Annotated in this window: 22 protein-coding genes; 7 read left to right on the top strand and 15 right to left on the bottom strand. The window is 61.9% G+C overall.

Annotated features, from left to right (window positions below; translation table 11 throughout):
- Positions 1 to 35: 35 nt before the first annotated feature.
- The 7 genes from ampC to arfA all read right to left on the bottom strand — a co-directional run bounded on the left by ampC (position 36) and on the right by arfA (position 8,354).
- Positions 36 to 1,226: a class C beta-lactamase gene (ampC, locus tag AC6CIG_RS21570; RefSeq protein ID WP_498323748.1), complete on the bottom strand. Its 1,191-nt coding sequence runs from the start codon at positions 1,224 to 1,226 to the stop codon at positions 36 to 38.
- 278 nt (positions 1,227 to 1,504) lie between these two features.
- Entirely contained in the window at positions 1,505 to 2,425 is a 921-nt protein-coding gene (locus AC6CIG_RS21575) for an ArsR/SmtB family transcription factor (RefSeq protein ID WP_018096984.1), read from the bottom strand.
- Between the two features lie 121 nt (positions 2,426 to 2,546).
- On the bottom strand, positions 2,547 to 3,371 hold the full coding sequence (locus AC6CIG_RS21580; protein ID WP_004434537.1) for a carbohydrate ABC transporter permease: 825 nt from the start codon (positions 3,369 to 3,371) through the stop codon (positions 2,547 to 2,549).
- Positions 3,372 to 3,374: 3 nt separating this feature from the next.
- Positions 3,375 to 4,250 (bottom strand): carbohydrate ABC transporter permease, encoded by an 876-nt coding sequence (locus tag AC6CIG_RS21585; RefSeq protein ID WP_018096985.1) that lies wholly within the window; start codon positions 4,248 to 4,250, stop codon positions 3,375 to 3,377.
- A 79-nt stretch (positions 4,251 to 4,329) separates the two neighbouring features.
- Positions 4,330 to 5,598 carry an ABC transporter substrate-binding protein gene (locus AC6CIG_RS21590; protein WP_018096986.1) on the bottom strand — a complete coding sequence of 423 codons (1,269 nt, stop codon included), beginning with the start codon at positions 5,596 to 5,598 and terminating at the stop codon, positions 4,330 to 4,332.
- A gap of 85 nt (positions 5,599 to 5,683) precedes the next feature.
- On the bottom strand, positions 5,684 to 6,772 hold the full coding sequence (locus AC6CIG_RS21595) for an ABC transporter ATP-binding protein (protein WP_498323749.1): 1,089 nt from the start codon (positions 6,770 to 6,772) through the stop codon (positions 5,684 to 5,686).
- 61 nt (positions 6,773 to 6,833) lie between these two features.
- A complete protein-coding gene (arfA, locus tag AC6CIG_RS21600) occupies positions 6,834 to 8,354 on the bottom strand; it encodes an arabinosylfuranosidase ArfA (protein ID WP_102764459.1) in 1,521 nt (506 codons plus the stop codon).
- Positions 8,355 to 8,631: 277 nt separating this feature from the next.
- Here arfA and AC6CIG_RS21605 point away from each other — a divergent pair, with 277 nt between their 5' ends.
- The gene (locus AC6CIG_RS21605; protein WP_102764458.1) at positions 8,632 to 9,753 is read left to right on the top strand and encodes a site-2 protease family protein; all 1,122 of its coding nucleotides are present in this window, start codon (positions 8,632 to 8,634) and stop codon (positions 9,751 to 9,753) included.
- 121 nt (positions 9,754 to 9,874) lie between these two features.
- Positions 9,875 to 10,375, top strand: a complete 501-nt coding sequence (locus AC6CIG_RS21610) for an anthrone oxygenase family protein (RefSeq protein WP_498323751.1) — start codon at positions 9,875 to 9,877, stop codon at positions 10,373 to 10,375.
- A gap of 8 nt (positions 10,376 to 10,383) precedes the next feature.
- Here AC6CIG_RS21610 and AC6CIG_RS21615 read toward each other — a convergent pair whose 3' ends face one another.
- Complete coding sequence (locus AC6CIG_RS21615) at positions 10,384 to 10,866, bottom strand: DUF1772 domain-containing protein (RefSeq protein WP_498323752.1); 483 nt, start codon at positions 10,864 to 10,866, stop codon at positions 10,384 to 10,386.
- Between the two features lie 166 nt (positions 10,867 to 11,032).
- On the opposite strand from AC6CIG_RS21615, the gene AC6CIG_RS21620 reads away from it, so the two are divergent.
- Positions 11,033 to 12,283, top strand: a complete 1,251-nt coding sequence (locus AC6CIG_RS21620; RefSeq protein ID WP_102762416.1) for a S41 family peptidase — start codon at positions 11,033 to 11,035, stop codon at positions 12,281 to 12,283.
- Between the two features lie 52 nt (positions 12,284 to 12,335).
- Here the strand turns inward: AC6CIG_RS21620 and AC6CIG_RS21625 are convergent, their stop codons facing one another.
- Positions 12,336 to 13,334 (bottom strand): ABC transporter permease, encoded by a 999-nt coding sequence (locus tag AC6CIG_RS21625; protein WP_498323754.1) that lies wholly within the window; start codon positions 13,332 to 13,334, stop codon positions 12,336 to 12,338.
- A gap of 29 nt (positions 13,335 to 13,363) precedes the next feature.
- Entirely contained in the window at positions 13,364 to 14,104 is a 741-nt protein-coding gene (locus AC6CIG_RS21630; RefSeq protein WP_018097000.1) for an ATP-binding cassette domain-containing protein, read from the bottom strand.
- Positions 14,105 to 14,520: 416 nt separating this feature from the next.
- Here AC6CIG_RS21630 and AC6CIG_RS21635 point away from each other — a divergent pair, with 416 nt between their 5' ends.
- Positions 14,521 to 15,510, top strand: coding sequence for a sugar-binding protein (locus AC6CIG_RS21635; protein ID WP_102762414.1), 990 nt, complete (start codon positions 14,521 to 14,523; stop codon positions 15,508 to 15,510).
- Positions 15,511 to 15,581: 71 nt separating this feature from the next.
- On the opposite strand, the gene exsH is transcribed toward AC6CIG_RS21635, so the two are convergent.
- Complete coding sequence (exsH, locus tag AC6CIG_RS21640) at positions 15,582 to 16,979, bottom strand: endo-1,3-1,4-beta-glycanase ExsH (RefSeq protein WP_102762413.1); 1,398 nt, start codon at positions 16,977 to 16,979, stop codon at positions 15,582 to 15,584.
- A gap of 177 nt (positions 16,980 to 17,156) precedes the next feature.
- Here exsH and AC6CIG_RS21645 point away from each other — a divergent pair, with 177 nt between their 5' ends.
- A complete protein-coding gene (locus AC6CIG_RS21645; protein ID WP_498323755.1) occupies positions 17,157 to 19,880 on the top strand; it encodes a PAS domain S-box protein in 2,724 nt (907 codons plus the stop codon).
- Positions 19,877 to 20,260 carry a response regulator gene (locus AC6CIG_RS21650; RefSeq protein WP_498323756.1) on the top strand — a complete coding sequence of 128 codons (384 nt, stop codon included), beginning with the start codon at positions 19,877 to 19,879 and terminating at the stop codon, positions 20,258 to 20,260. Before AC6CIG_RS21645 ends, AC6CIG_RS21650 begins: the two co-directional genes overlap by 4 nt.
- An 86-nt stretch (positions 20,261 to 20,346) precedes the next feature.
- Here the strand turns inward: AC6CIG_RS21650 and AC6CIG_RS21655 are convergent, their stop codons facing one another.
- The gene (locus AC6CIG_RS21655; protein ID WP_018097005.1) at positions 20,347 to 20,598 is read right to left on the bottom strand and encodes a helix-turn-helix domain-containing protein; all 252 of its coding nucleotides are present in this window, start codon (positions 20,596 to 20,598) and stop codon (positions 20,347 to 20,349) included.
- A gap of 868 nt (positions 20,599 to 21,466) precedes the next feature.
- On the opposite strand from AC6CIG_RS21655, the gene AC6CIG_RS21660 reads away from it, so the two are divergent.
- The gene (locus AC6CIG_RS21660; RefSeq protein WP_498323757.1) at positions 21,467 to 23,287 is read left to right on the top strand and encodes an ABC transporter ATP-binding protein/permease; all 1,821 of its coding nucleotides are present in this window, start codon (positions 21,467 to 21,469) and stop codon (positions 23,285 to 23,287) included.
- Positions 23,288 to 23,333: 46 nt separating this feature from the next.
- On the opposite strand, the gene queE is transcribed toward AC6CIG_RS21660, so the two are convergent.
- The 3 genes from queE to queC are packed head-to-tail and all read right to left on the bottom strand — an operon-like array spanning position 23,334 to position 25,134.
- On the bottom strand, positions 23,334 to 24,071 hold the full coding sequence (gene queE, locus AC6CIG_RS21665) for a 7-carboxy-7-deazaguanine synthase QueE (RefSeq protein WP_498323758.1): 738 nt from the start codon (positions 24,069 to 24,071) through the stop codon (positions 23,334 to 23,336).
- Positions 24,068 to 24,424, bottom strand: a complete 357-nt coding sequence (gene queD, locus AC6CIG_RS21670) for a 6-carboxytetrahydropterin synthase QueD (protein WP_026168810.1) — start codon at positions 24,422 to 24,424, stop codon at positions 24,068 to 24,070. The genes queE and queD overlap by 4 nt, the downstream gene beginning before the upstream one ends.
- Positions 24,424 to 25,134 carry a 7-cyano-7-deazaguanine synthase QueC gene (gene queC / locus AC6CIG_RS21675; protein WP_018097009.1) on the bottom strand — a complete coding sequence of 237 codons (711 nt, stop codon included), beginning with the start codon at positions 25,132 to 25,134 and terminating at the stop codon, positions 24,424 to 24,426. The genes queD and queC overlap by 1 nt, the downstream gene beginning before the upstream one ends.
- Positions 25,135 to 25,200 lie beyond the last annotated feature (66 nt).

The raw sequence follows: 25,200 nt of genomic DNA on the forward strand, positions 1-25,200 counted from the left end.
GCGCCCGATCGGAGCGCGGTACGATGGCGGCCGCGTCAGCGGGCGTCTGCCGATCCGGGGTCGCTCTCGAGCGTCGACAGGATTCGGTATGCGGCTTTCACACGGGCAGGAATCGGGTAGTTCCTGTTGGCTAGCATTACGATGCCGATGCGCTCGGCCGGGACGAAGGCTGCATAGGCGCCGAACCCGTTGGTCGAGCCGGTCTTGTTAATCCACACGTTTTCCCGGGGCGCCGCGGGTGGAACGAGTCTGGTGACCTTGTGCGGTTCGAGCGCCATCTGACTGGAATTGCCGGCAAGCAGATCGTCGAGCTTCGTCGGATAGGAATACATCTCCCAACCGAGCCCCTGCGTCATGGCGCCGACCTTGAAATATCCCGTGTGCGTTGCGGCGATCGCGCGCCGCATCGTCTCGTCCAGGCTTGTGCCATCCATGTTCGCCTCAACGACGCGGATCAGATCTGCAGCGGTCGTCTTTACGCCGTAAGCTTCAGAGTCGAGAACGCCGCGCGTGACGCGGATGGGCTTGCCGGCTTTCGAATAGCCATAGGCATAGTCGTCCAGCCGGTCCTGCGGCACGGCTATGAAGGTGCTCGTCAAGCGGAAGGCCGGGAATATCCTCTTCTCCATCAGATCGGCGAAGGGTTCGCCCATGCTCTTTGCGGCGAGATAGCCGAAGAGGCCGATGCTCGGGTTCGAGTAGCGCCTGTACGTGCCGGCGGCATAGGTCGGGCGCCAGCCCCTGTAGTAGTCGATCATGCTCTTCTGATCGGTAACGGAATCGGGAAACTGCAAGGGCAGTCCGCCGGCGGCATAGGTCCCGAGATCGAGAAGGCTGATCTCGTCGAAGCTCGTTCCGGCGAGCGCCGGCAGGTATTTGCCGGCGGGATCGGACAGGACCAGATCCCCACGCGCTTCGGCATAGGATGCGAGCGTCGCCGTGAAGGTCTTGCTGATCGAGCCGATCTCGAACAGCGTTTCGTCGGTGACCTTCTGCGCGCTCGTCTTCGACGCGAGGCCGTAATTGAAGATGTACCTCTTTCCGCGGGCGGTGACCGCGACCGCCATTCCCGGAACGCCATTCTCCTTCATCAGCGGCCGGATCGTCTCGTCCACTACGCGTGCAAGCTGTCCTTCATCGCTTCGGTCGGCGGCGTGCGCACCGGCTCCGCAGCACAGCAAAGCAGCCGCAGCCATTGCTAATTTCGTCGCGGAAATCTTTGTCATGACAGGTGTCTAGCCTCGTGTTCGTTTGGATCTCCCGCATAGCGGGTGCGGCCGTCCGTCAGCCCGAATGCGCCGGAGCTGCGGCGCGTGCCCGGCGCACAGCAACCGGACGAGGCAAACGGACAGGACATGCTTATGAGCCCTGTGCGCATTTCACAAACGACAAGAACTTGCGCGAGCCATTAGAAGAACTTGGGCATCGCATTGCATGTGGTCGCCTCCGGGCCCGGCTTGTCGAGACCACGAACCGGCGCTACCCTTTGCCCGACACCGCGACCCTAGAAATAGATCGTCATGACGATGTCCTGATCGAAATCGCCGAAACCCTTGCCGAAGATATTCAGCCCTCCGGGGTTCTCTGCCTTCTCATCGATGCCTATCCGGAACCGTATCGAATGATGATCCGGTATGCCGAGGGAATTTATCGTCTGAGTCGACACCATCGCGCCGTCGATCCATGTACCGCGGTCGTCGATGGACCAGGTCTTGAGCTTGCCGTATTGCGAGCCGCTGAGTTTCCACCAGGCCGGCGAATACATGCCCCGCCGGTCGCCATAATCACCGGGCGACGTCCAGTAGCCGGCCTTGATGCCATTGATCCAGATGGAGATATCGGAGGGCCAGTTGGCGTTGGTGGCCGGCGTCTCGGAGCTCAGTTCGGCGGAGAACTCGATCTTCCGGACCGTCCGTCCCGTGACCTTGGCATTGTTCGGAAACTTGTATTCGACATAGCCGCGCGTGAACCAGAGCAGTGCGGCCTGCATGCGCTGCGGATCGAGAAAGACTTCCTGGACGTCGAGCATGCCTATGACGTTGTTGACCGAGCAGAGTCCGCAGGGCGCTTCAACCTCGAATTCGGTGAAAAGGCCGATCGGCATGCTGACGGTCACGACGTCGTCCGCAAGATTGGTGCGGTCGTCGAAACGGATGAGGATCTCGCCGTAGATGCTGGAACAAATCTTCTGATTGCCCTTGGTGGCCTTCATCGTATGCGTCTGGATGAGGCCGGCCCTCTCCAGAGACTTGAGGTTGGTCGCCGTCGTCGATTGAGGCAGGCCCATATGGGTCGCGATCTCGTTGACGTTCAGAGGCCCCTTCAGGCGCAGAAGGTTGAGTATCTCGATGCGCGTTGCCGAGCCCAATGCCTGGACGACATCCGCATCCTTGATCGGGTCCACTGTAAGAAGCTTCGTCTCCATACTCTGCTACTGCCGCTCCGGCTCAGGCGTGATCTGCGCTGATAACACGCCCCTCCGCCAATTGTCGCACTGTTTCGTTTCACGAATGCCGATCCGGTCGAAACCGCCGCGGATCGCCCGCTCAGCCCTTGATGCCGGATGACAGCATCAGCGCCTGCGTCACCCTCTTCTGGAAGAGCAGATAGGCGAGCGCGACCGGCATCGCCGCGAGAATTGCGACGGCCATGTCGCGTGCATATTTCACGCCGAAGGCGTCGTCGACCTGCGTGATACCGACGGTCACCGTCATCATCTCCTCCGAATTCGTCACGAGGAACGGCCAGAGGAAGGCGTTCCAGGCCATGATGTAAGTGATGATCGCCAGCGCCGTCGTGATCCCCCAGTTGAGCGGAAGATAAAGCCGGAACAGGATCTGGAAATCGCCGCAGCCGTCGAGCTTCGCCGCCTCGCGCAGCTCTTTCGGCACGGAGTCGAAGAATTGCTTGTAGACGATCACGACCACCGGGACGATGAGCTGCGGCAGGATGATGCCGCCCCAGCTGTTGATCAGGCCGAAGCGGTACATCAGCACGAATTGCGAAACGACCAGGGCCTGGGAGGGAACCATGAAGCTCGCGAGAATGATCCCGTAGAGGAGCCGCCGGCCCGGAAAGACGATCTGCGACAGCGCATAGGCGCACATGACGCTGATCAGGATCACGACCACGGTGACCGTTATCGAGGTGACGAGCGAGTTCACATACCAGGTTGCGAGATTGGTCTCGAACAGAGCGAAATAATAGGCCGAGAAGTTGAAGACGTCGGGGATGAAGGTCGTCTTGCTGATGACTTCCTGTTCCGGCTTCATCGACGTCACCGCCGCCCAGTAGAGGGGAAAGGCCCACATGCACGCGACGCACAGGGTAAGAAGCAGAAGAAGGATATTGCCGATGGATTTCCGTTGCATCGCTCAGCGCCCCCTCACGCGCAGAAGCTGGTACTGAAGCACCGATACGGTCACGATGATCAGGAACAGGAAGACCGCCACAGCCGAGCCGAGCCCGCCGTGGTTGAGGCGGAACGCCTCGCGATAGACGAGCTGAAGCAGGACGTAGGTCGAGTTGAAGGGACCGCCTTCCGTCATCAGATAGACCTGATCGAAAATCTTGAGCTGCAGGATGAGTTGCAGTGTCAGGACGAGCGCGGTGACCGGCCAGATCAGCGGCCACGTGATGCGCTTGAAGCATTGCCAGCGCGTCGCGCCGTCGAGCATTGCCGCCTCGTAATAGTCGGCCGGAATGTTGCGCAGGCCGGCTATGAAAAGCAGAAGATTGAAGCCGTTGGTCCACCAGACGGTGACGAGGGCCACCATAGGCATTGCCCACAGAGGGTCGCGAAAGACACTGATGCGCCTGCCGGTGACGAATTCGATGACATGTTGCGCAATCCCGAATTGCTGGTCGAGCACCCACTCCCAGATCTGCGTCACGACCGAGACAGGCAGGATATAGGGCAGGAAGAACAGCACCAGGATGAGGCTCTGAAGCCAGCCTTTGAGGCGCACGACCATGAGCGCCAGACCGAGACCGATCAGCGTGTTGGGTACGACGGTGAGCACGACGAAATAGCCCGTGTTCCACACCGATGTGAAGAACAGTTTCTGGTTGAGCAGCTTCAGATAATTGTCGAAGCCGACCCACTCGCCTTCGCCGATCAGCGGCGCGTTGGTAAAGCTCAAGGCGAACATCTTGTAGACGGGATACGCGAAGACCGTCAGATAGGTGATCACGAACGGTGTGATCATCAGAACCGCGGTCAGCGTCTTGCTCCGTCTCTCGCTCGTCATCACCGAAATAGTCCTCCCCGTTGCCGAATGTACGAACCACCGGCCGGCGCAGTGGCCGGCCGGTTCGTTGATTTTCGCGTTACATCTGGCTCTTCAGTTCTTCGCGCATCTGCTCGATGGCATCCGCCGGATCGAGCTGGCCGTTCAAGGCAGGCACGATGAAATTCTGCGTCGCCTCGTAGATCGGTCCGCCAACGCCGGCCAGCGGAGAGACGGGATCGAAGACCGCGGTATCGGCGAGCTTGACGTAGGTCGAATTCGGCTGCATCGCTTTGAATTCGGCGCTCTCGGTCACCGGTTTATAGGCTGGAATGTGGCCGGCACCGGCCCAGGAGATGCTGTGTTCGTTCATCCAGGCAATGATCTGGAGAACCGCTTTCAGCTTCTCCGGCGAGATCGGCCTTTCTTCGCTGTTCGGAACGGCAAAGGCATGGGAGTCCGCCCAGGTTGCGGGCTGTCCCATCAGAACCGGGATCTGGACAGCGCCCCATTCGAAGCCGAGATCGTTGTTCTTTTCGAGATCGACCATCGTCGGCACTTCCCAAACGCCGTTGATGTGCATGGCCGCCTTGCCGGAGGTGAAAAGAGCGATCGAAGCCTCATAGGATATGAGTTCCGGCGAATAGCCGGACGAAACCCAGTTGGCCATCGATGTCAGCGCCTTGACGCCGGCCTCGCCGGGCAGGATCTCCTCGCCTTCGATGAACTTGGCGCCCTGCTGGGAAAGGAGCGTGTAGAACACCCGCCACATCGAGCCGCCTTCGTCGGTGTGGAGCGAAAGCGGATATTGGACCTTGCCGGTCGCCTTGATCTTTTCGAGGGCGGCGTTGAAGTTGTCGAGCCCGTCCAGGCCCTTCGGCAGGCCGTCGTCCCCGAGCAGGCCCGCCTCCTTCAGAATGTTCTTGTTGTAGTAGAGGACAACCGAATGCACGTCGAAGGGAATGCCATAGGTCTTGCCGTCGGCAGAAGCCGAGTTCCAGCTCGCTTCGACATAGTTTTCCTTCTTGATTCCGGCTGCCTCGAGCTCTTCAGGTGCCAGCGGCCGCAGAACGCCCGAGGGTATGGCAAGCGGGAAGCGTGACAGATGATAGGTCATGATGTCGGGCTGCTGGCCGACGGCGGCCGCCGTCTGGACCTTGCTGTAGAAGGGTACGCCCCATTCGAGCGTGGTCGCGTTGATGCGGATGTCCGGGTGCGTGTCGTTGAACTCCTTGATGAGCGCCTTCATGCGGACGCCGTCGCCGCCGCTCAGGAAGTCCCACCAGGTAATGTCCGTCTGTGCATGGGCAACTGCCGAAGGCAGGATCGCCAGCGCACCCGCAAGGGCAAGTTTCAGTAGCTTCTTCACGTCTCTCTCCTCCTGTTTTGAAGTTCAATCCACCGGCTTGCGCCGCATTGCTCCTCGCCCGGATGGGGTCCCATCCGAACCGCTTTCAACGGAGCCGATCGCCGCTTCCCTCGAAGGCGAACATCTCCTGGGGTGCCAAGGTCAGGTGGACCGCCTGCTTGGGTTGCGGCCGCTCATCGCCGCGGCACTCGATGGTCATTTCCTCCCCCGTCGTCGTGAGGGCATGCAGGTAACCGGTCCCGCCGAGTTCCTCGATGAACTCGGCCGTCACGACCAGGCCGACGCCGCCCTCCCGTTCGCCGAGCGTGATGTGCTCCGGCCTCACCCCGATGAAAATCTCTTCGCCCGCTGCGACACCCGCCCGAGCCGGAATTTCGAACGGAACTCCGGGGGCGTCGTGGAGCTCGATCGTGAGCCTGTCGCCGCCGCCGGGAACGACGCGGGCCTTCAGGAAATTCATCCCAGGCGAGCCGATGAAGCCCGCAACGAACATGTTGTCCGGATTGCGATAAAGCTCGAGGGGCGCACCCGTTTGTTGAACGACGCCGGCCTTCAGCACGACGATCCTGTCCGCCAGCGTCATCGCCTCGACCTGATCGTGGGTGACGTAGACCATCGTCGCCCCGATCTGGCGGTGCAGCCTGGCGATCTCCATGCGCATCTTGACCCTGAGCTCGGCATCGAGGTTTGAAAGCGGCTCGTCGAAAAGGAAGACCCGCGGCTCGCGCACGATTGCGCGCCCGATTGCGACCCGTTGACGCTGGCCGCCCGAAAGCTGGCTCGGCTTGCTGTTCAGATAGTCCGAGAGCCGTAGGATCTCCGCGGCTGCCTTGACCTTCTGCTCGATCTCCGCCTTCGGCCGGCGGGCGATGGAAAGGCTGAACGCCATATTGTCGAATACGGAGAGGTGCGGATAAAGCGCATAGGACTGGAAGACCATGGCGACGCCGCGCTTCGATGGCTCCCTATGGGTGACGTCCTCGGCATCGATCCTGATTTCGCCGCCGGTCGTCTCCTCCAGCCCCGCGATCATGCGCAACAGTGTCGACTTCCCGCAGCCCGAGGGCCCGACGAAGACAGCGAACTCGCCCTGCCCTATTTCGATATCGACATCATGGATCACCTTCACGGCGCCGAACGACTTGCTGACGCCGGTCAATTTGATTCCGGACATTGAACCTCCCCGATAGTGAATTCCGGCCCGGGCGTCACCCGGCCGCCCGGGCCGGAAAGGCTTATGCAGAAGCGACGGACAAAAGGACGAAGTGGTAGGAGCGCGGCGGCAGCGAACCGACCAGCGTCCCCGCATCGTCGATGGCGAGTTCCCTGCCAGCCTTGGGAACGATGCGGTTCTGATCCTCGACCGAGTTACGCGCCTTCAGGTCGTCGCCTGCGAGCATCTGGTGCTCGACGATCTTCGCCCCCTTGAAGCCCTGCAGATCGAGGGTGAGGCCGAGCGGCTCGTCGAGGCTGCGGTTGATCGCGAAGACGGCGATCGACTTGCCGTCCTCGTGCAGCACCGCCGACAGGTCGAGATAAGGCACGTCCTGAGCCACCTCGCAATCGTAGGTGGGGCCGGACTGCGCCACGGTGAGCGCGGTGCCGCGGCCGTATTTCGAGGCATATTGAAGTGGATAGTAGATCGACTGCCGCCAGGCGGGGCCGCCGGCCTTGGTGAGGATCGGCGCTATGACATTGACGAGCTGTGCCATGCAGGCGATCTTGACGCGGTCCGATCTCCGGATGAAGACGTTCAGCAGAGAGCCGACGAAGATCGCATCCTCGAGATTGTAGAGCTCTTCCAGCAGCGGCGGCGCTTCCGGCCAGTCCCAGCTGGCGATCCGCTCGCCGTCCTCCTTGCGGTCGTGATACCAGACGTTCCACTCGTCGAAGCAGATCTTGACGTCGCGCTTCGAACGCTTCTTCGCCTTGATGTAGTCGATCACGCCGCCGATCGTGACTATGTACCGGTCCAGCTCGATCGCCTTGGCATAATAATTGAGGGTGTCCTGCTCCTCGTTGCCGAAATATTTGTGCAGCGAGATGTAGTCGACGCTGTCGTAGCTCGCTTCGAGAACCGTCGCCTCCCATTCCGGGTAGGACTTCATCTTGTCGTTCGAGGAGCCGCAGACGACGGTCTCCAGCGTCTTGTCGAAATATTTGAAGGCCTTGCTCACCTCGTTGGCGAGATGGCCGTATTCGGCCGCACTCTTGTGGCCGACCTGCCAAGGTCCGTCCATCTCGTTACCGAGGCACCAGATGCGTACATTGTGCGGCTCCTTGTAGCCATGCTTGGCGCGCAGATCGCTCCAATAGGTGCCGCCGGGATGATTGCAGTATTCGAGGAAGTTGCGTGCGTCGTCGAGACCGCGCGAACCGAGGTTCATCGCCAGCATCATCTCGGTACCTGCAAGCTTTGCCCAATCGGCGAACTCGTTGACGCCGACCTGGTTGGTTTCGCGCGTGCGCCAGGCGAGATCGAGGCGCACCGGACGCTCCTCGCGCGGCCCGATACCGTCCTCCCAGCGATAGGCGGAAACGAAGTTGCCGCCGGGATAGCGGACGATCGGCATATCGAGATCGCGCACCATATCCAAAACATCGGTTCGAAAGCCGTCCTTATCCGCATTTTCGTGGCCGGGCTCATAGATCCCCGTATAAACGGCACGGCCCATATGCTCCAGGAACGAGCCGTAGACCCGCTTGTCGACGGACGAGATTGTATATTCCCGATTAAGGGTAGCCTTCGCTCGCATGGTGTTTCCTCGTTTATTGAAGTCGATTTTGGATGAAGCTAAATTGTATGATTTTTTATTTCAAGAGTTTTGTTTTATATCAAAATATCCGATACAGACGCGAACGCCTCCCTCGATTTTTCGCCCTTGGCCTCGTCTCGCCACCGCCTGCGGAACGATCCCCCGGCCAACCGATTAGACGGCTAAGGGCACCTGCGATTGTGTGGCGCGGCAGCAACTGTCATGATGGGACGGCGCTTCCTCAGCGGGCCTGAGAACTGGACGGAGCATATCGCTCATGGCTTGGTCCTTCAGCATCGGAACGATTGCCGGCACGGTAATTCGCGTGCACGTGACCTTCGCGCTGCTTCTGATCTGGATATGGCTGATGCACTACCGGATCGGCGGCACGCCGGCTGCGATGGAGGGGATTGCTTTCATAGTCGCCGTCTTCGTCTGCGTCGTGCTCCACGAGTTCGGCCACATCGCCGCGGCACGCCGTTTCGGGATCAAGACGCCGGACATAACGCTGCTGCCGATCGGCGGCGTCGCCAGACTCGAGCGCATGCCGGAAGAGCCCGGCCAGGAATTCGTAATCGCCATCGCCGGTCCTCTGGTCAATGTGGCGATTGCCGCGGTACTCATCGCCATCCTCGGCAGCTCGGCGGGCATGGAGCAGATAGCGGGCGTCGAAGACCCCCAGAGCGGATTTCTGGCACGGCTCGCCGGCGTCAATGTTTTCCTCGTGCTCTTCAACATGATCCCCGCCTTCCCGATGGACGGCGGCCGCGTATTGCGGGCCGCTCTCGCCTCGCGGCTCAGCTGGTCGCGTGCGACCCAGATCGCCGCAACGATCGGCCAGGGCCTTGCCTTCGTCTTCGGCTTCGTCGGTCTGTTCTACAATCCTCTTCTCATCTTCATCGCCATCTTCGTCTATCTGGCCGCAACGGCGGAAGCCCAGAACGCCCAGATCCGCGAGATCTCCGGCAGCGTGATGATCTCAGACGTGATGATCACCGAATTCGCGACCCTTGACCGGTCGGCGACCATCGACGACGCCATCGACACGCTGCTTGCCACCACGCAGCGCGAATTTCCGGTGGTCGATGCCGCAGGCCACTTCGAGGGATTGCTGACGCGCGACGACATGATCCGCGCTCTGAAGGAGAAAGGCCCATCGACACCGGTGGTCGCCGCGATGCGCCGCAACCTGCCGACGATCCATCATCGCAAACGCCTCGAGGAAAGCCTGCGGCTCATGCAGGAATCCCATTCGCCGGCGCTCGCCGTTCTGGACGGCTCCGGCCGCCTCGTCGGGCTGATGACGCACGAAACGATCGGCGAGATGATGATGGTGCGCGCGGCCGCCCCGGGCCGCTTCCGGTTCGGCCACCTGCGGCAGACCGGAAGCCGAGGCTGAGCCCGAAGATTGATGGAACCGAATCGGCGCTCCGGAGTTCGGGCCACAACCCTACGGCGCTGCGCGTCTTGGGGAAACACGCAAGTCGAGGAACCTGCAGCAGGCAAATCGGATCGACTTAATGCTCGTGACGGTAGAAGTTCTCACGATCGTCCTGGTCGCGACAGCAACGGCACTGGCCCTTGCCCATGCACTCGAGTTGCCCGGCAAATTGCGATTGCCTAGAGAACAATATCTGGCGATGCAGGCAATCTACTATCCGGGCTTCACCATCGGGGGCGCAGCAGAGCCGGCGGCGCTGCTTCTTACTGCCGCTCTCCTCTTCCTGATGCCCGGCGGAACGGCGGCCTTCTGGCTGACGGCCGGGGCATTCGCCGGGCTGCTGGCGATGCACGCGGCGTACTGGATCCTGACGCACCCCGTAAACAACTTCTGGCTCAAGGATACGCAGTTGGGAGGAACGGGTGCGCGCTTTTTCGCTTTCGGCGCCCAACGCCCTTCGACGGCCGCGGAAAGCACGGACTGGACCGCCCTGCGGGACCGCTGGGAGCGATCCCATGTCGTACGGGCCGTTCTCGGCCTCGCCAGCCTCGTATTGCTCGCAACGGCGATAGCTCTCTGAGGACTGCGCTAGGTGCCACTACCAAGGCGCGGTGCCAGCAGGGCGATAGAAATCGACCCGAAGGCGAGGACCTTCAACGCGGCGACGGCCATGTGGCCCGTCTCCCATCTGAGGCGTATCGCTTCGAAGTCCGGCGGGATCGGGCCTGGTTTCCAGGTGGCCAGGATCGCATTTGCCGGAGCGACCAGCGTGAACCACACCGCCAGCGCTCCAGCAAATAAAATCGCGCCGGCGAGGGCGAACCAGAACGCCGGCCGCTCGTTGGCGAGCAGGTAGGAAAGAAAGCACGCCGCCAGTATCGTCGTGACGTCGAGCGGCCCGCCGACCTTTGCAAAAAGCGCGAACTGGCCGTTGAAGACGGTTGCCTCGCGCCACAGTTCCGGCGCCCAGACGAACAGCCGGGGCGGTGCCTCCAATACATGGGCAAAGGAGGGGCCGAGGCTGAGAGCGGCGAGCAGCAGCGATACAAGGCCTGTAAGATAAACGACCATTTCCCCGCCTTTCATCGGCGCCTGGCCTACAACTTTGGCGAGGGGCAAGTGTTCCATGAAAAGAGAGACTATGCCGCTCTCGCCGACCTCACGGAATGTTGTTGAGAGAGGCCTCACTGCAGTCGCCGATGTGCCGGTATGATCCCCGGACAACGGAGATCGATCCATGCACGCGAAGATGCCCGGGGGCCTGTTGGCCGGGTTCCTGCTTCTCCTCGTTCCTGCCCAGGGCTTCGGCCTCGACCTGCCGCGCTCGGGTCATCCGATATTCGACCGCGTCGTCACGCTTGTCGTCGACAACTTTCACGATCCCGCAGCGCTCGACGGCTTCGGCGCAGCGGTGCGGCAGGAACTCGACGGCGGCGACCCGCTGAACCCGAAGAGCACGGAGCCCCGGGTCGATGCTGCGGTCGAGAGAGTCCTCGCGAGCCTCGACGCGTCGCATACCGCTCGCTTCACTCGGGATACGATTGCCTATTACGAACTCGCCGACATATTCCGTTACGCTATCCGCCACGACATGAAGCGGCTGTTCCCGCCGGATGGCCGGGCCAGCTATGCCGGGGTCGGCATGGTCGCCCGGATGGAAAACGGCCTGCTGTTCGTCAGCGACGTCTATGACGGTTCGCCTGCGGACAAGGCGGGTATCCGGGTGGGCGACGAGGTTCTGTCGGTGGATGGCGCGCCGTATCGCGAAATCGAATCCTTCCGCGACAGGATCGGACAAAAGGTGGAGATCCGCCTGCGCCGTAATCCCGGCGCACAGCCCTTCACGGCCAGTGTCGCGGTCGAACGGCTGCGGCCCTTGCCCACATTCGAAAAGGCGATCGAGAACAGCGTGTCCGTCAACGAGAGCGACGGGCGACGCATCGGTTACCTGCGTCTTTGGACCCTTTCAAGTCCCGACGGTCTCGACATCGCGGCGCGTGAACTGGCGACCGGCCGTCTCAAGGACGCCGATGGCGTCGTCGTCGATCTGCGCGGACGCTGGGGCGGCGGTCCGCCCGACGCTGCGGAGCTCTTCGTCGGCGATACGCCGAACTTCAGGCTGATCTCCCGCAACGGCAAGGATATGCTCGCCAATGTCCGCTGGCGCCGCCCGATCGTCGCCATCATAGACGAGGGATCGAGAAGCGGCCTCGAACTCTTCGCCTATGCGCTGAAGGCCAACGGAATCCCGCTCGTCGGGACGCGCACGGCGGGGGCGCTTCTCGCCGGCCGCGCCTATATCCTGCCGGACGACAGCATTCTGGAGCTTGCGGTTTCCGACGCGGTGATCGATGACGACGTGCGGCTGGAGGGGCGCGGCGTCGAGCCGGACGTAACCGTTCCGTTCCCCCTGCCCTATGCCGACGGACACGACCCCCAGCGCGAAGCCGCCATGGAAGAGATGCGGCGCATCCTCGCCAAAGGCTGAGCCGGCGAACCGGTTCTTGAATGCGGGCCGCGTCGGCCCGCCCTTCCCTCGTCTATTCGCTTTGCCGGAAGTTTCGGAGCCGATCGAAAAGCACCGCGAGCACGATGGCGCCTCCGATGAAGGCGCCCTGCCAGAATGCGTTAATGCCGAGCAAGCCGAGGCTGTTGCGGATCACCTCTATCAGCGCAGCTCCGATCAGGGCACCGGAAGCCGTGCCGGCGCCGCCGGCAAGATTTGCGCCGCCGATGACGGCAGCGGCGATGACCTGAAGCTCCATTCCTGCACCGATATTGGTCGTCACGGCGCCGAGCCAGCCGGTCTGGATGATGCCGGCAATCCCCGCCGCGAGCGCGGAGATCATGTATACGGCAACCTTGATCCTTCTCACCGGAACGCCGGTGAGCGTCGCGGCGTGCTCGTTGCCGCCGATGGCGAAGACGTAGCGGCCGAACTTCGTCCAGCGCAGAACGAAGCCGGTGATGAGGGCAAGGACGATCATGTAGAGCACCGGATTGGCGATACCGAAGAACCAGGCGCCGCCGCCAAGAGCCAGGAGCGTGTCGTGGTCCGGGCCGAACTCGAATACGACCGTATTGTTGGAGGCGACCATCGCCAGGCTTCGCGCGATCGAGAGCATTCCGAGGGTGATCACGAAAGGTGGAAAGCCGAGATAGGCTATCATGACCCCGTTGAATGCGCCGGCGACCAGAGCCGTGCCGATCGAGGCGGCAATACCCACCTCTATGCCGTAGCCGGCATGCATGACCACGGCCAGCACCATGCTGCACAGGCAGAGGACCGACCCGACCGACAGATCGATGCCGCCGGTAATGATGACCAGCGTCATTCCGAGCGCGATGATCGCGACGAAGGTGAAGTTGCGCGTGATGTTGTAGAGGTTTTTGGCCGTTGCGAAGGAGTCGGTGGCAACCGACAGGAAGAGGCAGGCGAGGATGACCGCCACCAGGACCCAGAATGCCTGGCTGGCCAACAGGAACGAGAGCCATCCGCGGTCTCTCTGTCCGACTGCTCGATCGAGCGTAATTGCCATTGTCGACCTTCGCTTTCTTTCCGAATGGTTCACACCTGTTCGATGGCGCCGGTGATCAGGCCCGTCACCTCCTCCGGCGAACTCGCGGCGATCGGCTTGTCGGCAACCTTCCTGCCCCGCCGCATGACGATGACCCGGTCGGCGACGGTAAAGACGTCCGGCATACGGTGGCTGATCAGCACGACGGCGATGCCCCGGTCGCGCAACTCGCGGATCAGGTTCAGCACCTCGGCCACCTGCCGTACCGAAATGGCTGCCGTCGGTTCGTCCATGAGCACGATCTTGGCCTCTGAAAGCATCGTTCGCGCGATTGCAACCGCCTGCCGCTGACCGCCCGACATTTGCCTGACCAGGTTGCGCGGCGGCGTCTCCGACTTCAGTTCTTTGAAAATCTCGCCGGCGCGGCGATACATCGCCCTGTAGTCGAGTATGCGCAGCGGCCCGATGCCGCGCCTGATCTCCCGCCCGAGAAAGACATTTGCAGCAGCCGTGAGGTTGTCGCAAAGCGCCAGATCCTGATAGACGATCTCGATGCCGTGCTGCCGCGCCTCGACCGGGCGATGCATCACGAGTTCCGCACCGTCGAGCCGGATCGTTCCATGGCTCGGCCGGAAGTTGCCGGCCATCATCTTGACCAGTGTCGACTTGCCGGCGCCGTTGTCGCCCATGAGCCCGACCACCTCGCCGCGGTCGAGCGAGAGCGACACGTCGCTGACAGCCTGAATGGCGCCGAAATGCTTGGAAATATTGACGAGTTCGAGAACTGCCACAGCCGTCTAGCCTCCCGAAGCAGCGGGCCGCCTCCTCGGTCGCTTGCCCCGCTCTCGCGCTCTCCCGGCAAGGCGACCGCTTCCATTTACGCAAATGCGCGGGAAAGCGTCAATCAATAGTCCTACAAATCGCTCCGCACATACGCTGAAACGAATATTGTCATACAAATAGTCGTTGACGTGCCGTTCGCGCGGATATTAGCTGGTTCTGGGAGGAGAGCATGCTGATCCTTGTCCCCGAGGCACGGACAGGGTCAGGCGGACCTCATCGCGGCGCTGCTTGACGATCCGCGCGCGACCGGCCGCTCTTCAATGCCTCGATGGATCGACGGCTGCGCGACGCCGCCGCCTACCCGAAACTCTGATATTTCAAGGCGCGGGCACGCGCGTGTCCGCTTGTTTCAAGGGAGGAAGGAATGAGGAAGGCACTATTGCTTGCCGTTGCCGCTCTGGCACTCAGCGCCGGAACGGCCATGGCCCAGAAGAAACAGCTCGTCATCGTGGTGAAGGGGCTGGACAATCCCTTCTTCGAAGCGATCAACCAGGGTTGCCAGAAGTGGAACAAGGAAAATCCGGACTCGGAATACGAGTGCTTCTACACGGGTCCGGCTTCGACCTCGGATGAGGCCGGCGAGGCGCAGATCGTTCAGGACATGCTGGGCAAGGCTGAAACCGCCGCAATCGCGATCTCGCCATCCAATGCGAAGCTCATCGCCCAGACGTTGAAGACTGCCAATCCATCGGTTCCGGTCATGACCGTGGACGCCGATCTCGCCGCCGAAGACTCTGCCCTGCGCCAGACCTATCTCGGGACCGACAACTATCTGATGGGCTACCGCATCGGCGAGTACATCAAGAAGGCCAAGCCCGATGGCGGCAAGATCTGCACCATCGAGGGCAATCCCGGCGCCGACAACATTCTTCGCCGCGCCCAGGGCATGCGGGACGCCCTGACCGGCCAGAAGGGCCTGGCGGAACTCAAGGGCGAAGGCAACTGGACCGAAGTGGCGGGCTGCCCGGTCTTCACCAATGACGACGGCGCCAAGGGCGTACAGGCGATGACCGATATTCTTGCCGCCAATCCCGACCTCGATGCTTTCGGGATTATGGGCGGGTGGCCGCTGTTCGGCGCGCCACAGCCCTATCGCGATCTGTTCAGGCCGATGGCCGACAAGATCGCCAAGAACGAATTCGTCATCGGCGCTGCCGATACGATCGGCGAGGAGGTCGCCATCGCCAGAGAAGGATTGGTTACCGCTCTCGTCGGGCAGCGGCCATTCGAAATGGGCTACAAGGCCCCGCAGGTCATGCTGGACCTGATTGCCGGCAAACCGGTCGAAGATCCGGTCTTCACCGGCCTCGACGAGTGCACCAAGGAAACTGCGGATACCTGCATACAGAAATAGATAGCCGGGTCGAAGGCCGGCAGCCAGCCGCGCGCGGCCCCGCAGGTTTGCCGGCCTTCGAACTTCCTGGTTCAGATCTGCCAGTCCGCGTCGAGCGAATAGGCTTTGATGTAGTCGATCTTCATTTCGGACCCGTCGGCGAGACCGTCGCGGGGCGTGCCGGCGATGCCGCCGACCGCCAGGTTGACGAGCATGTACATCGGGTCGTGCATGTCGGAAGGCGTATCGGCGCGCGCGATCGCCGCATCGTCGAAATACCAGACGATCTCTTCTTCCGTCCAAAGCACCCCGTATGTGTGAAAGCCGCTCGCATCTGCGACCTTCACCGCATTCTCGATGCTCGTCCTCGATCCCGTTTCGTTGGAATGCACCGTGGCGATGACGGTATTCGGGTCCTGTCCGCGCATTTCCACGACATCGAGTTCCGGCGGCCAGGAACCGTCGGCGGGCAGCAGCCAGAAAGCCGGCCAGACGCCCTGGTCGTCCGGCATGTCCGCGCGCATTTCGAAATAGCCGTAGGTTTGGGCAAAGGACGAGTAGGTCGTCAGCATTCCGGACGTGTAATCATAGCCGTTGATCTCGGCCTGGATCGACTCCGACGCCGGCGCGGCCGTGATCGTCAGCACGCCGTTGTTGACGGAGAAGGGGTTGACGGAAGCGGTCGGCTCATAGCTCGGATTGATGTACCATTGCTGCTCGCCGTTACTGGAAAGCGTCGCTCCCTTTTCCGGCGCCCACCAGAATTTGGCGTCCCAGACCCCGCTTGTACCGTTTCGGAGCTGAAGCGTATTGAACTCGTCCGAGAAAGTCTGAGACAGGACGGAGCGGTCGAGGCTCAGCCTGAACTGGTGCGCCTGCAATTCGTCGGCGGTGGTGTTCGCGAATACCAGACTCTCGCCATCGGCGAGATGGAGCCGGAGATCCGCGCCCTCCTGCGCCACATTGGACAGAATCTGCTCGAACGACGTGAAGCCGTAGCCGTCGAGGCGTACGATGTCGTCATAGTTGAAATCGGTGATGAGGTCGCTTCCATTGCCTCGCGCAAACACGAAGGTGTCGGCACCGCCCGCGCCGATCAGGACGTCGTTGCCGCCGCGCCCGTCGATCGTCTGCGTTCCCGACGCGCCCTTAATGATGTTGTCCGTATCGTTGCCGAATGCGAAACGGCCGCTTCCGGTAACCGTGAGGTTCTCGAAGTTCGCCGGCAGGGTGTAGCTCATCCACGTGCTTATCGTGTCGACGCCCTCGCCGGCCGCTTCCGATGCCCGGTTGATCGACGAATACAGGTAGTAGATGTCGTCGCCCCTGCCGCCGATCATGGTGACGTTCACGGAGCTGTCGCCCCACATGGAATCGTTGCCGGCAGTGCCATGGAGCGTGGGGCCAGAGCCGGTGGCGGAGAACCAAGCAGTCGAACTGCCGCTGTAGTAAAGCGGCGTTCCCACGGCGTTCAATACGGTTTTGCTCATCGAAATGTCTCCGGTTTGATGTTCGGTTTCCTCCGCTCACCCCGGCGCTGATCGCGTCCTCAGGCCTAAACTAGACGGGGCTGCCGTTTTAATAACCCCCAAGAGTTTGGGGGGCGGGCGCGGAACAAAGCAGCGATGGCTGCGTTCTTTGAAGTTGGCGGCGGCTGCGGAGGGAACATGCACGGCGCAGAAATTCTACCCAAAACGACGATCGACGATGTCACGACTTCAGAAGCGACCGATTATCGGGCCGTGCTCGACGCACTCGCGGTGCCGGTTTACGCGACCGACGCTGAAGGTATCGTCACCTACTGCAACGCCGCGGCCGTGGCCATCGCGGGGCGCAAGCCGGAGCTCGGTAAGGATCGCTGGTGCGTCAGTTGGCAACTGAGGCGGCCGGACGGCTCGCCTCTTGCGCACGACCAGTGCCCGATGGCGCGCGCATTGAAAGAAGGGCGGCCGATAAGGGGGGAAGAACTGATCGCGGTCCGGCCGGACGGCACCTCGGTCCCGCTTCTCCCGCATCCGACGCCGATCTTCGATGATGCGGGCGCAATGACAGGAGCCGTCAATCTTCTCGTGGACCTCAGCGGCGCGAAAGATATGGAGCGCAGTTCCCGCTATCTCGCCGCGATCGTCGAGTCTTCAGACGACGCGATCGTCGCGAAGAACCTGGACGGGATCATCACCAGCTGGAACCGCGGCGCGCAGCGGCTTTTTGGCTATACGGCGGAAGAAGTCATCGGCAAGTCGATCACCATCCTCATACCACCGGAACGTCTGAGCGAGGAGCCCGGCATTCTCGAACGCATTCGTAGAGGCGAACTGGTCGACCATTTCGAGACCAAGCGCCGGCGCAAGGACGGGACTCTGGTGGACATTTCGCTCACCGTTTCGCCCGTCAGGGATGCAACCGGCCGCATTATCGGCGCCTCCAAGATCGCCCGCGACATCACCGAGACGAAAAGCGCGGCAGAGGCATTGGCTGCGCGCTTTCGTGAGCAGGCCGCACTGTATCGTCTGACGGAAAGGGTTCAGCGTACCAAACGGATAGAGGAAGTCTACGAGGCGACACTGGACGCCATCCAGGGCGCGTTGAAATGCGACCGCGCCTCGATTCTGCTCTTCGACGATTCCGGGACCATGCGGTTCGTCGCCGCTCGCGGCCTTTCAGAGCATTATCAGCGCGCTGTCGACGGACACTCCCCTTGGCATACGGGAGCGAACGAACCCGAGCCGATCTTCGTCGAGAATATCGACGAGACGGAAATCTCGCGAGAGCTGAAGGAGAGCATAGTCGGCGAAGGCATTGGTGCGCTCGGCTTCTTCCCGCTCGTCACGGAAGGCAGGCTGATCGGCAAATTCATGACCTATTACGACCGGCCACATCGGTTTGAGGAAACCGAGATCGGCATGGCGCTTACCATCGCGCGGCAACTCGGGTTCAGCATCCAGCGCATGAGAGCCGAATATGCGCGGCGCCAGGCGGAAGAGCAGTTGCGCCGCAACGAGGCCAACGAAAGGGCGCGCGCGGCCGAGTTGGCCGCGATCATGGAGGCCGTCCCGGCTTTGATCTGGATGGCCCGCACGCCGGATTGCCGCGTCATCAGCGGCAATAACAGCTCCTACGAGATTTTGCGGCTACCGCACGACAGCAATCTTTCGATGTCGGCGCCTCCCGGCGAGCACCCCACCAACTTCCGCGTTTTCTCGGAAGGGCGCGCATTGTCGCCGGAGGAGATGCCGGTACAAAGGGCGGCGCGCGGCGAAGAGGTGCAGAACTTCGAGCAGGAAATACGCTTCGACGACGGAAGCTCCCGTCATATCTTCGGCAACGCGACTCCGCTGCGCGACGTCACAGGCGAAGTGGTCGGAGCCGTCGCTGCCGCTGTCGACATCACCGGACGCAAGCAGGCCGAGGAGGCGCTCCAGGAAAGCGAACGGCGCCTGCAGCTCGCACTGGATGCCGGACATATGGGCGCCTGGGAGTGGAACCTCGAAACGGGTGAGGTGATCTGGTCGCCGGGGCTGGAGGCGCTTCACCGTATCGAGCCCGGATCGTTCGGTGGAACGCTGGCCGACTTCAAGCGCGACGTACACCCGGACGATCTTCCCTTGATCGAGCGCGAGATGGCCAGGGCGATCGAAGCAGAGGGAGACTACCACGTCGTCTACCGTGCTCAGTTCCCCGACGGGGCCATCCGGTGGATCGAGGCTTTCGGACAGCTTTCGCCGCGCAACGGTCCCAAAAGGCGTCTGATCGGCGTCTGCATGGACATCACGGAGCGCAGGGAGGCCGAAGCGCAGCGCAATCTCCTCGTCGCCGAGCTCAGCCACCGCGTGAAGAACACGCTGGCGATCGTCGGTTCGATCGCACGACAGACCTTCTCGACCAATCCGGACGCCACCGCGGCGCACCGTTCCTTCGATGCGCGCATAAGGGCGCTCGCGCAGACGCATACGCGCCTCGCGGAGGCGAGCTGGTCTGGAGTTTCCCTGAAAACCGTGCTGTTCGACGAACTGGCGCCGTATCAGGACGACGGCAGGACGAACGTGACCCTTGCCGGGCCGCCGGCGATGTTGCCGCCCAAGCATGCGCTCACCCTCGGCATGGCGGCGCACGAGCTTGCAACCAACGCCGCGAAACATGGGGCACTCTCCGTCAAGAGCGGAAAAGTCGATATCGAGTGGATGATCGACGTCGCAAGTGAGCGGCTGCGGATATGCTGGAGCGAGACGGGCGGACCGGCGGTTGTTGCGCCCAAGCACAACGGTTTCGGGCGTCTGTTGCTCGAGCGGGTCCTCGCCTCGGATCTTGGCGGTGAAGTGCATCTCGAGTTTGCGCCGCAAGGCCTGGTTTGTACGATCGACGTTCCTTATCCGCGCGGAGCTCCGGGATGAACCCCGGCGACCGATGCCGTGTGCTCGTCGTCGAAGACGAGTTTCTTGTCGCGCTTCAGATTGAAGACGATCTCGTCGCGGCGGGCTATTCGGTGATCGGCCCGTTCACGAGCCTCGCACAGTCGATTTCCGCAGTCCGCGCACACCCGTTCGATATCGCGACCCTTGACCTGAACCTGCGAGGCGAGTTCGCCTATCCACTTGTCGATGAATTCATGGAGCGCGAGGTGCCGGTGCTTCTGTTGACCGGTTACACCGTGTTTGACTTGCCTGAACGATTTCGTGCCCTGCCTCGCCTGGCAAAACCGTTCAACGGCACGCAGCTCATCCAGAAGATAAAAGGGCTCCACCCGTTTAATGGCAGCCCGGCCGGCGTGTGAGCCGGCCGGGCCAGATTACAAACGGGTCAAGGTGCTGAGCGCTTCCGGCAGAGGGTGGCGGAAGCGCGCACCTCGTTCTGCCGATCTCACATTTCCGTGGGCAGGAAATGGGAAAGCGGCACCTGCAGTGCGCCGGCGACGCGCTTGAGCTTCGCCGGGCTGAACTCCGTGCCGTTCTCGATATCGTTGATTTCGACGACGGCAAGGCCGCAGGTGACCGCGAGATCCTCGATGCTGTAGCCGACCGCTTCACGCGCGGCCTTGACGCGAGCGGCGATGTCGCCGTTGGGCATCGGAGCGGCTTCCTTGTCGCCAATGTTGGAGGGTGAAATAGACATAAATGTCTCCTTCTCTTGGCATGAAAATTCTTACGAATTTTGCTGTTGAGTACGGGTCGACACGCGTCACTGCATGCCCCCTGAACCGCAATTCAAGGGAAAAGACATGCAACAGATAAAAGTGCTGCAGCAACCTTTGTGCGCGTGAGACGCGCGGCGCTGCAGGACGGCGGTAACGTTTTATGTCATCGCTGTAACATGGACAAGCCGAAATCGCTATTGTGCACCGGAAGCGCCAGTCGGGCACTGGAACGTGGATTTCGGCACCGGGGGGTGCGATGTCCCGATTCGGCGACCGGGCCGAGAATCGCGCTCAATATTGCTGGCGACGAGCAAATGTCCGGCCGCGATAACGGTCAGACCTCGTAGATCACAAAAGTTTACTGTATAGCCGGTGGGACCTGTCAGGTACTTCCCAAGCGACAATTGCAGAAGAAAATCGCGAATACATTCAAAGGGTCGCACGTCGCGGCTGCAGGCTCAGCGATGCCGTTCCGGAAAACGGGTGGGGTCCGACTGTCTCGGAACGGATCAAAATCCAGTTTTCAGGCGGCGCCGTTGTCCATACATTGAGCGGTATGGGGATTTCTAATTTAGCTCTATTTCAGATTTTTAACGGTCTATTTGCTTCGTACCGACTGTTGCTCGGCACTGAATCTCCACTTGTCGGACCGCCGCCGCCGAGCATGAAAAGGGGCACTGCCATACGGCACTCGCCCTGGCCGGCAGATTGTTCAAGCCACACAGGCGACCGTAAACACAACGTCCCGGATCTGTCCGTTCACGCTTTTCGCGGGCCCAATGGCCGCGCGTACCGACCGTCGGATTAGATGGGGATCCCGTGTGCGCCGAGGGGAAGGAATTGGAGATGAAGAACCAAGCCGGCAATGAGACTCAGGCCCGAACGCCCACCGCCCCACCCGAAGGCAGCAGTATCTGGCAGCAGTTCGAGATGATGCGGCACGCCTTCGTCGACTCGCCGGTTTTGAAGCCTATCCTGTGGCTCGCGGCCGGCAGCTTCACCATAATCATCGCCACCGCCATCGGGCAGATCGTTCTCAATCGCTGGTATCGGCCCTTCTTCGACGCGATCGAGCGGCGTGATCTCAACAGCTTCTTCTATCAGCTCATGTTGTTCGTCCTCCTCGCCGGCGTGCTCCTGGTGTTCAACGTCGCCCAGCAATGGCTCAATCAGATGGTGCGCTTGAAGCTGCGCGAAGGGTTGACATTGGACTTGATCGGCCAGTGGATGCGGCCGCGACGTGCCTTCCGGCTGGCCAATGCCGGCACGATCGGCGTGAACCCGGATCAGCGCATGCAGGAGGATGCCGGACACCTTGCCGATCTCACGACCAGCCTCGGATTCGGGCTTTTGCAATCGTCGATCTTGCTCATTTCGTTCGTCGGCGTCCTCTGGTCCCTTTCAGCGGGCTTTGCCTTCCAGATCGGCGGACGATCGCTGGAAATTCCGGGCTACATGGTGTGGGCTGCAATCCTCTACGCCGGCTCCGCGTCGTGGCTGAGCTGGCTCGTCGGTCGCCGGCTGATCGTTCTGAACGGCGAGCGCTACGCCCGCGAGGCCGATCTTCGCTTCTCGATGATGCACGCCAATGAGCATATCGACGGCATCTCGCTTGCGGGCGGCGAGGCTGGAGAGCGACGGCGTCTGCAACTCGACCTCTCATCCGTGCTCGATGCCACGCGCAACATATTCCGAGCCGAAATCAATCTTGCCTGGGTTCAGGACGGCTATGGCTGGGTCACTGTCGTCGCGCCCATTCTGGTTGCGGCGCCCGTCTATTTCGCGGGGAACATCAGCTTCGGCGGCCTTATGATGGCGGTGGGGGCGTTCAATCAGGTGCATTCGTCGCTGAAATGGTTCGTCGCCAATGTGAGCGCGATAACGGACTGGCGGGCAACGCTGCTGCGCGTTGCGGCCTTCCGCCGCGCGCTGATCACCGCAGACACGCTGCATGGCGATGAACAGCGTATCGACTTCGTCGAGAACGACAGTGCCACCATGACGTTCGAGAACCTGGAGGTGGTCTCCCGCTCGGGGCGAACCAGGCTGGAAGAGTCTCGTATCGAGATCGCCCCTGGTCAACGGGTCAACATCATCGGCGATCCGCGTGCCGGGAAGACGCTGGTCTTTCGGGCGCTCGCCGGGCTCTGGCCCTGGGGAAGCGGTCGCGTGGGCATGCCTGCCGGCGAAACCGTGGCCTTCATTCCTCGCGCGCCTTATTTCCCCCGCGGCCGGTTGCGCGACGCCCTTGCCTATCCGCACGCAGACAGTTTCCCCGACAAAGTGCTCGTGACTGCGCTTTCGAAGGTCGGGCTCGACCACCTTGCGACTTCGCTCGATCGCGAGGCCCGTTGGGAACGCGAACTCGGCGACGACGAGCAGCGCCTCCTGGCCTTCGCCCGGCTTCTCGTGCAGAAACCCCGCTGGGTCGTCATCGACGAAGCGCTGGAGACCATGGACGCCGATGCCCTGAAACGGGCCCTTTCGATCTTCGAGGCCGACCTGCGGGAGACCGCGGTAATCAAGATCGGCCGAACGCCGCGGAACGGAGTGCAGTTCTCTCGCGTGATCCATCTCGTCAAGGACGCCGAAGGTCCGGCCCTGAAGCCGGTTCGCCTCGGCGGAGGCGTTTCGGGCCTGGAGGTGGCCGCACGCGGTGCGCCTTGAATTCGAATCAGCGTGCTGCGGCCTGACGAGACACGTGACTGCTGCTTCAAACGCCTCGCCTGTTGCCCCAGATGAGGACATGCAGTTGCGGCAGGACCCGCGCCCCGAACCACCGGTCTGCAACGACCCTGTCGACCAACCAGCGCATACGCTCCATCACGCCGTCGATATCGATCGGCGCGTCCGCCTGGTCTGCGGGCGGCGGCGTATGATTGCCGGGCTGCAGATAGACGGGCAGATCCGGCTGGCGGGCGGCGGCCGCCCTCGCATAGGCATAATCCCTCTCGTCGAAGACCACGAACTTCAACACCGTCTGCGGCTTGCTCCCAGCACTGCGGCGACAGTCGTCCAAGGCTTCCCAGTCGGTCTCCATCCCGCTCGAGGGCGGCTTGGGACTGAGCACCAGAACGTCGAGAGCGGCGAACCAGTCGCGGGCAACCGAACCTTGCGTTTCCAGGGCAAAGCGATAGCCCTTTTCATGCCCGCGGGCGATCAGATCGCCAAACGGCTGTATTGCCGGGTTGCCGCCCGATAGCGAAACCATCACAGCTTCTCCGCCCGAAAGCCGAACGATTTCCTGCCAGACCTCCTCGGTCGACATCTTTTGCCATTCATGCCGGTAGCTGCTGTCGACGGCATGGAGGCTGTCGCACCAGGAACAACGGAAATCGCAGCCGCCGCTCCTGACGAATACCGTCGGCAGGCCGATCAGCACCCCCTCCCCCTGGATCGTCGGTCCGAAGATCTCGCTGACGCGGATTTCGTCGGATCGGGTGTGCATCATGGGCGATACTCCGCCCAGGTCTTCGCCGTCTCGCTGACGCGAACGGCCGTCGTCTCGGGTAGCCGGGCTCTGCACCATTCGTAGAAATGCTGCGCCAGGCATTCCGCAGTCACCCGATCGTGCCCGAGCACGTCGTTCAGATGGCGGTGGTCGAAGCACTCGTCGATATATTGCTTCAGCGGTGCGAGCTCGTGATAGTCGCGAACGAATCCATGCTCGTTCAGCCTTTCGCCGGAAAGCTCGACCTCGACGATGTAGTTGTGCCCATGCAGTCGGGCGCATTGATGCTCGGCCGGAAGGCTCTTCAGCTGGTGCGAGGCGGAGAAATGGAATTCCTTGGTGATGCGGAACATCATTTCACCTCTTCGGCAACGAAGGAGCCGGTCGCCGCGACCCAGAAAACCGGATCGTCGTACTCCGTCGGATCAGGGACACCCGCGAGGTGAAAGGCTTCGCGCCGCTCGACACAGGTGCCGCAGCGCCCGCAATGGTGGGCGCCGCCCTTGTAGCAGGACCATGTCTCGGCAAAGGGCGTGCCGTGCCTGGCTCCGTCCGCGACGATATCGGCCTTGGCGACGTTCACATAGGGCGCATAGAGCGCAACATCCGCATATCCGTCGAGCGCGCGGTTCTGCATCGCCTGGAAAGCGTCGATGAAACCCGGCCGGCAATCGGGATAGATGAAGTGGTCGCCGCCATGCACGGCGGTCGCGACTGCATCCGCCTTGCGGGCCGCAGCGACGCCGAAGGCGATGGCAAGCATGATGGCGTTGCGGTTCGGCACCACCGTCGCCTTCATCGTCTCTTCGGCATAGTGCCCGTCCGGCACGTCCAAATCGTCGGTCAGCGCCGATCCGGTGAGGTGGCGGCCGATCTCGCGGATGTCGATGATCTGGTGCGGGACGCCGAGGCGCATGGCGCAGGCGGCGGCGAAATCCAGTTCCTTGCGGTGCCGTTGGCCGTAATCGAACGACAGGAGGCCGGAAAGCTCCTGTTCAGCCGCGACCTTGTGCGCAAGCGAAACGGAATCCAATCCGCCGGAGCAGATTACAATTGTCTTCATGACAGGTGTCCTTGTTTTGACCGGGTAGGCTGCGACCGGAGTTCTACTGCGCGCCTTCTAGGCCAT

This window comes from Sinorhizobium sp. GQ132 (assembly GCF_059758575.1).

Excerpts from the sequence above, each read along its gene's own strand:
- AC6CIG_RS21595 (WP_498323749.1), bottom strand. The coding sequence starts at position 6,772 with ATGTCCGGAATCAAATTGACCGGCGTCAGCAAGTCGTTCGGCGCCGTG.
- exsH (WP_102762413.1), bottom strand. The coding sequence starts at position 16,979 with ATGAGCAAAACCGTATTGAACGCCGTGGGAACGCCGCTTTACTACAGC.
- AC6CIG_RS21580 (WP_004434537.1), bottom strand. The coding sequence starts at position 3,371 with ATGCAACGGAAATCCATCGGCAATATCCTTCTTCTGCTTCTTACCCTG.
- ampC (WP_498323748.1), bottom strand. The coding sequence starts at position 1,226 with ATGACAAAGATTTCCGCGACGAAATTAGCAATGGCTGCGGCTGCTTTG.
- AC6CIG_RS21605 (WP_102764458.1), top strand. The coding sequence starts at position 8,632 with ATGGCTTGGTCCTTCAGCATCGGAACGATTGCCGGCACGGTAATTCGC.
- AC6CIG_RS21620 (WP_102762416.1), top strand. The coding sequence starts at position 11,033 with ATGCACGCGAAGATGCCCGGGGGCCTGTTGGCCGGGTTCCTGCTTCTC.
- queE (WP_498323758.1), bottom strand. The coding sequence starts at position 24,071 with ATGATGCACACCCGATCCGACGAAATCCGCGTCAGCGAGATCTTCGGA.
- AC6CIG_RS21660 (WP_498323757.1), top strand. The coding sequence starts at position 21,467 with ATGAAGAACCAAGCCGGCAATGAGACTCAGGCCCGAACGCCCACCGCC.
- AC6CIG_RS21645 (WP_498323755.1), top strand. The coding sequence starts at position 17,157 with ATGCACGGCGCAGAAATTCTACCCAAAACGACGATCGACGATGTCACG.
- AC6CIG_RS21615 (WP_498323752.1), bottom strand. The coding sequence starts at position 10,866 with ATGGTCGTTTATCTTACAGGCCTTGTATCGCTGCTGCTCGCCGCTCTC.
- AC6CIG_RS21650 (WP_498323756.1), top strand. The coding sequence starts at position 19,877 with ATGAACCCCGGCGACCGATGCCGTGTGCTCGTCGTCGAAGACGAGTTT.
- AC6CIG_RS21625 (WP_498323754.1), bottom strand. The coding sequence starts at position 13,334 with ATGGCAATTACGCTCGATCGAGCAGTCGGACAGAGAGACCGCGGATGG.
- AC6CIG_RS21635 (WP_102762414.1), top strand. The coding sequence starts at position 14,521 with ATGAGGAAGGCACTATTGCTTGCCGTTGCCGCTCTGGCACTCAGCGCC.
- AC6CIG_RS21610 (WP_498323751.1), top strand. The coding sequence starts at position 9,875 with ATGCTCGTGACGGTAGAAGTTCTCACGATCGTCCTGGTCGCGACAGCA.
- queC (WP_018097009.1), bottom strand. The coding sequence starts at position 25,134 with ATGAAGACAATTGTAATCTGCTCCGGCGGATTGGATTCCGTTTCGCTT.
- AC6CIG_RS21585 (WP_018096985.1), bottom strand. The coding sequence starts at position 4,250 with ATGACGAGCGAGAGACGGAGCAAGACGCTGACCGCGGTTCTGATGATC.
- arfA (WP_102764459.1), bottom strand. The coding sequence starts at position 8,354 with ATGCGAGCGAAGGCTACCCTTAATCGGGAATATACAATCTCGTCCGTC.
- AC6CIG_RS21655 (WP_018097005.1), bottom strand. The coding sequence starts at position 20,598 with ATGTCTATTTCACCCTCCAACATTGGCGACAAGGAAGCCGCTCCGATG.
- AC6CIG_RS21575 (WP_018096984.1), bottom strand. The coding sequence starts at position 2,425 with ATGGAGACGAAGCTTCTTACAGTGGACCCGATCAAGGATGCGGATGTC.
- queD (WP_026168810.1), bottom strand. The coding sequence starts at position 24,424 with ATGTTCCGCATCACCAAGGAATTCCATTTCTCCGCCTCGCACCAGCTG.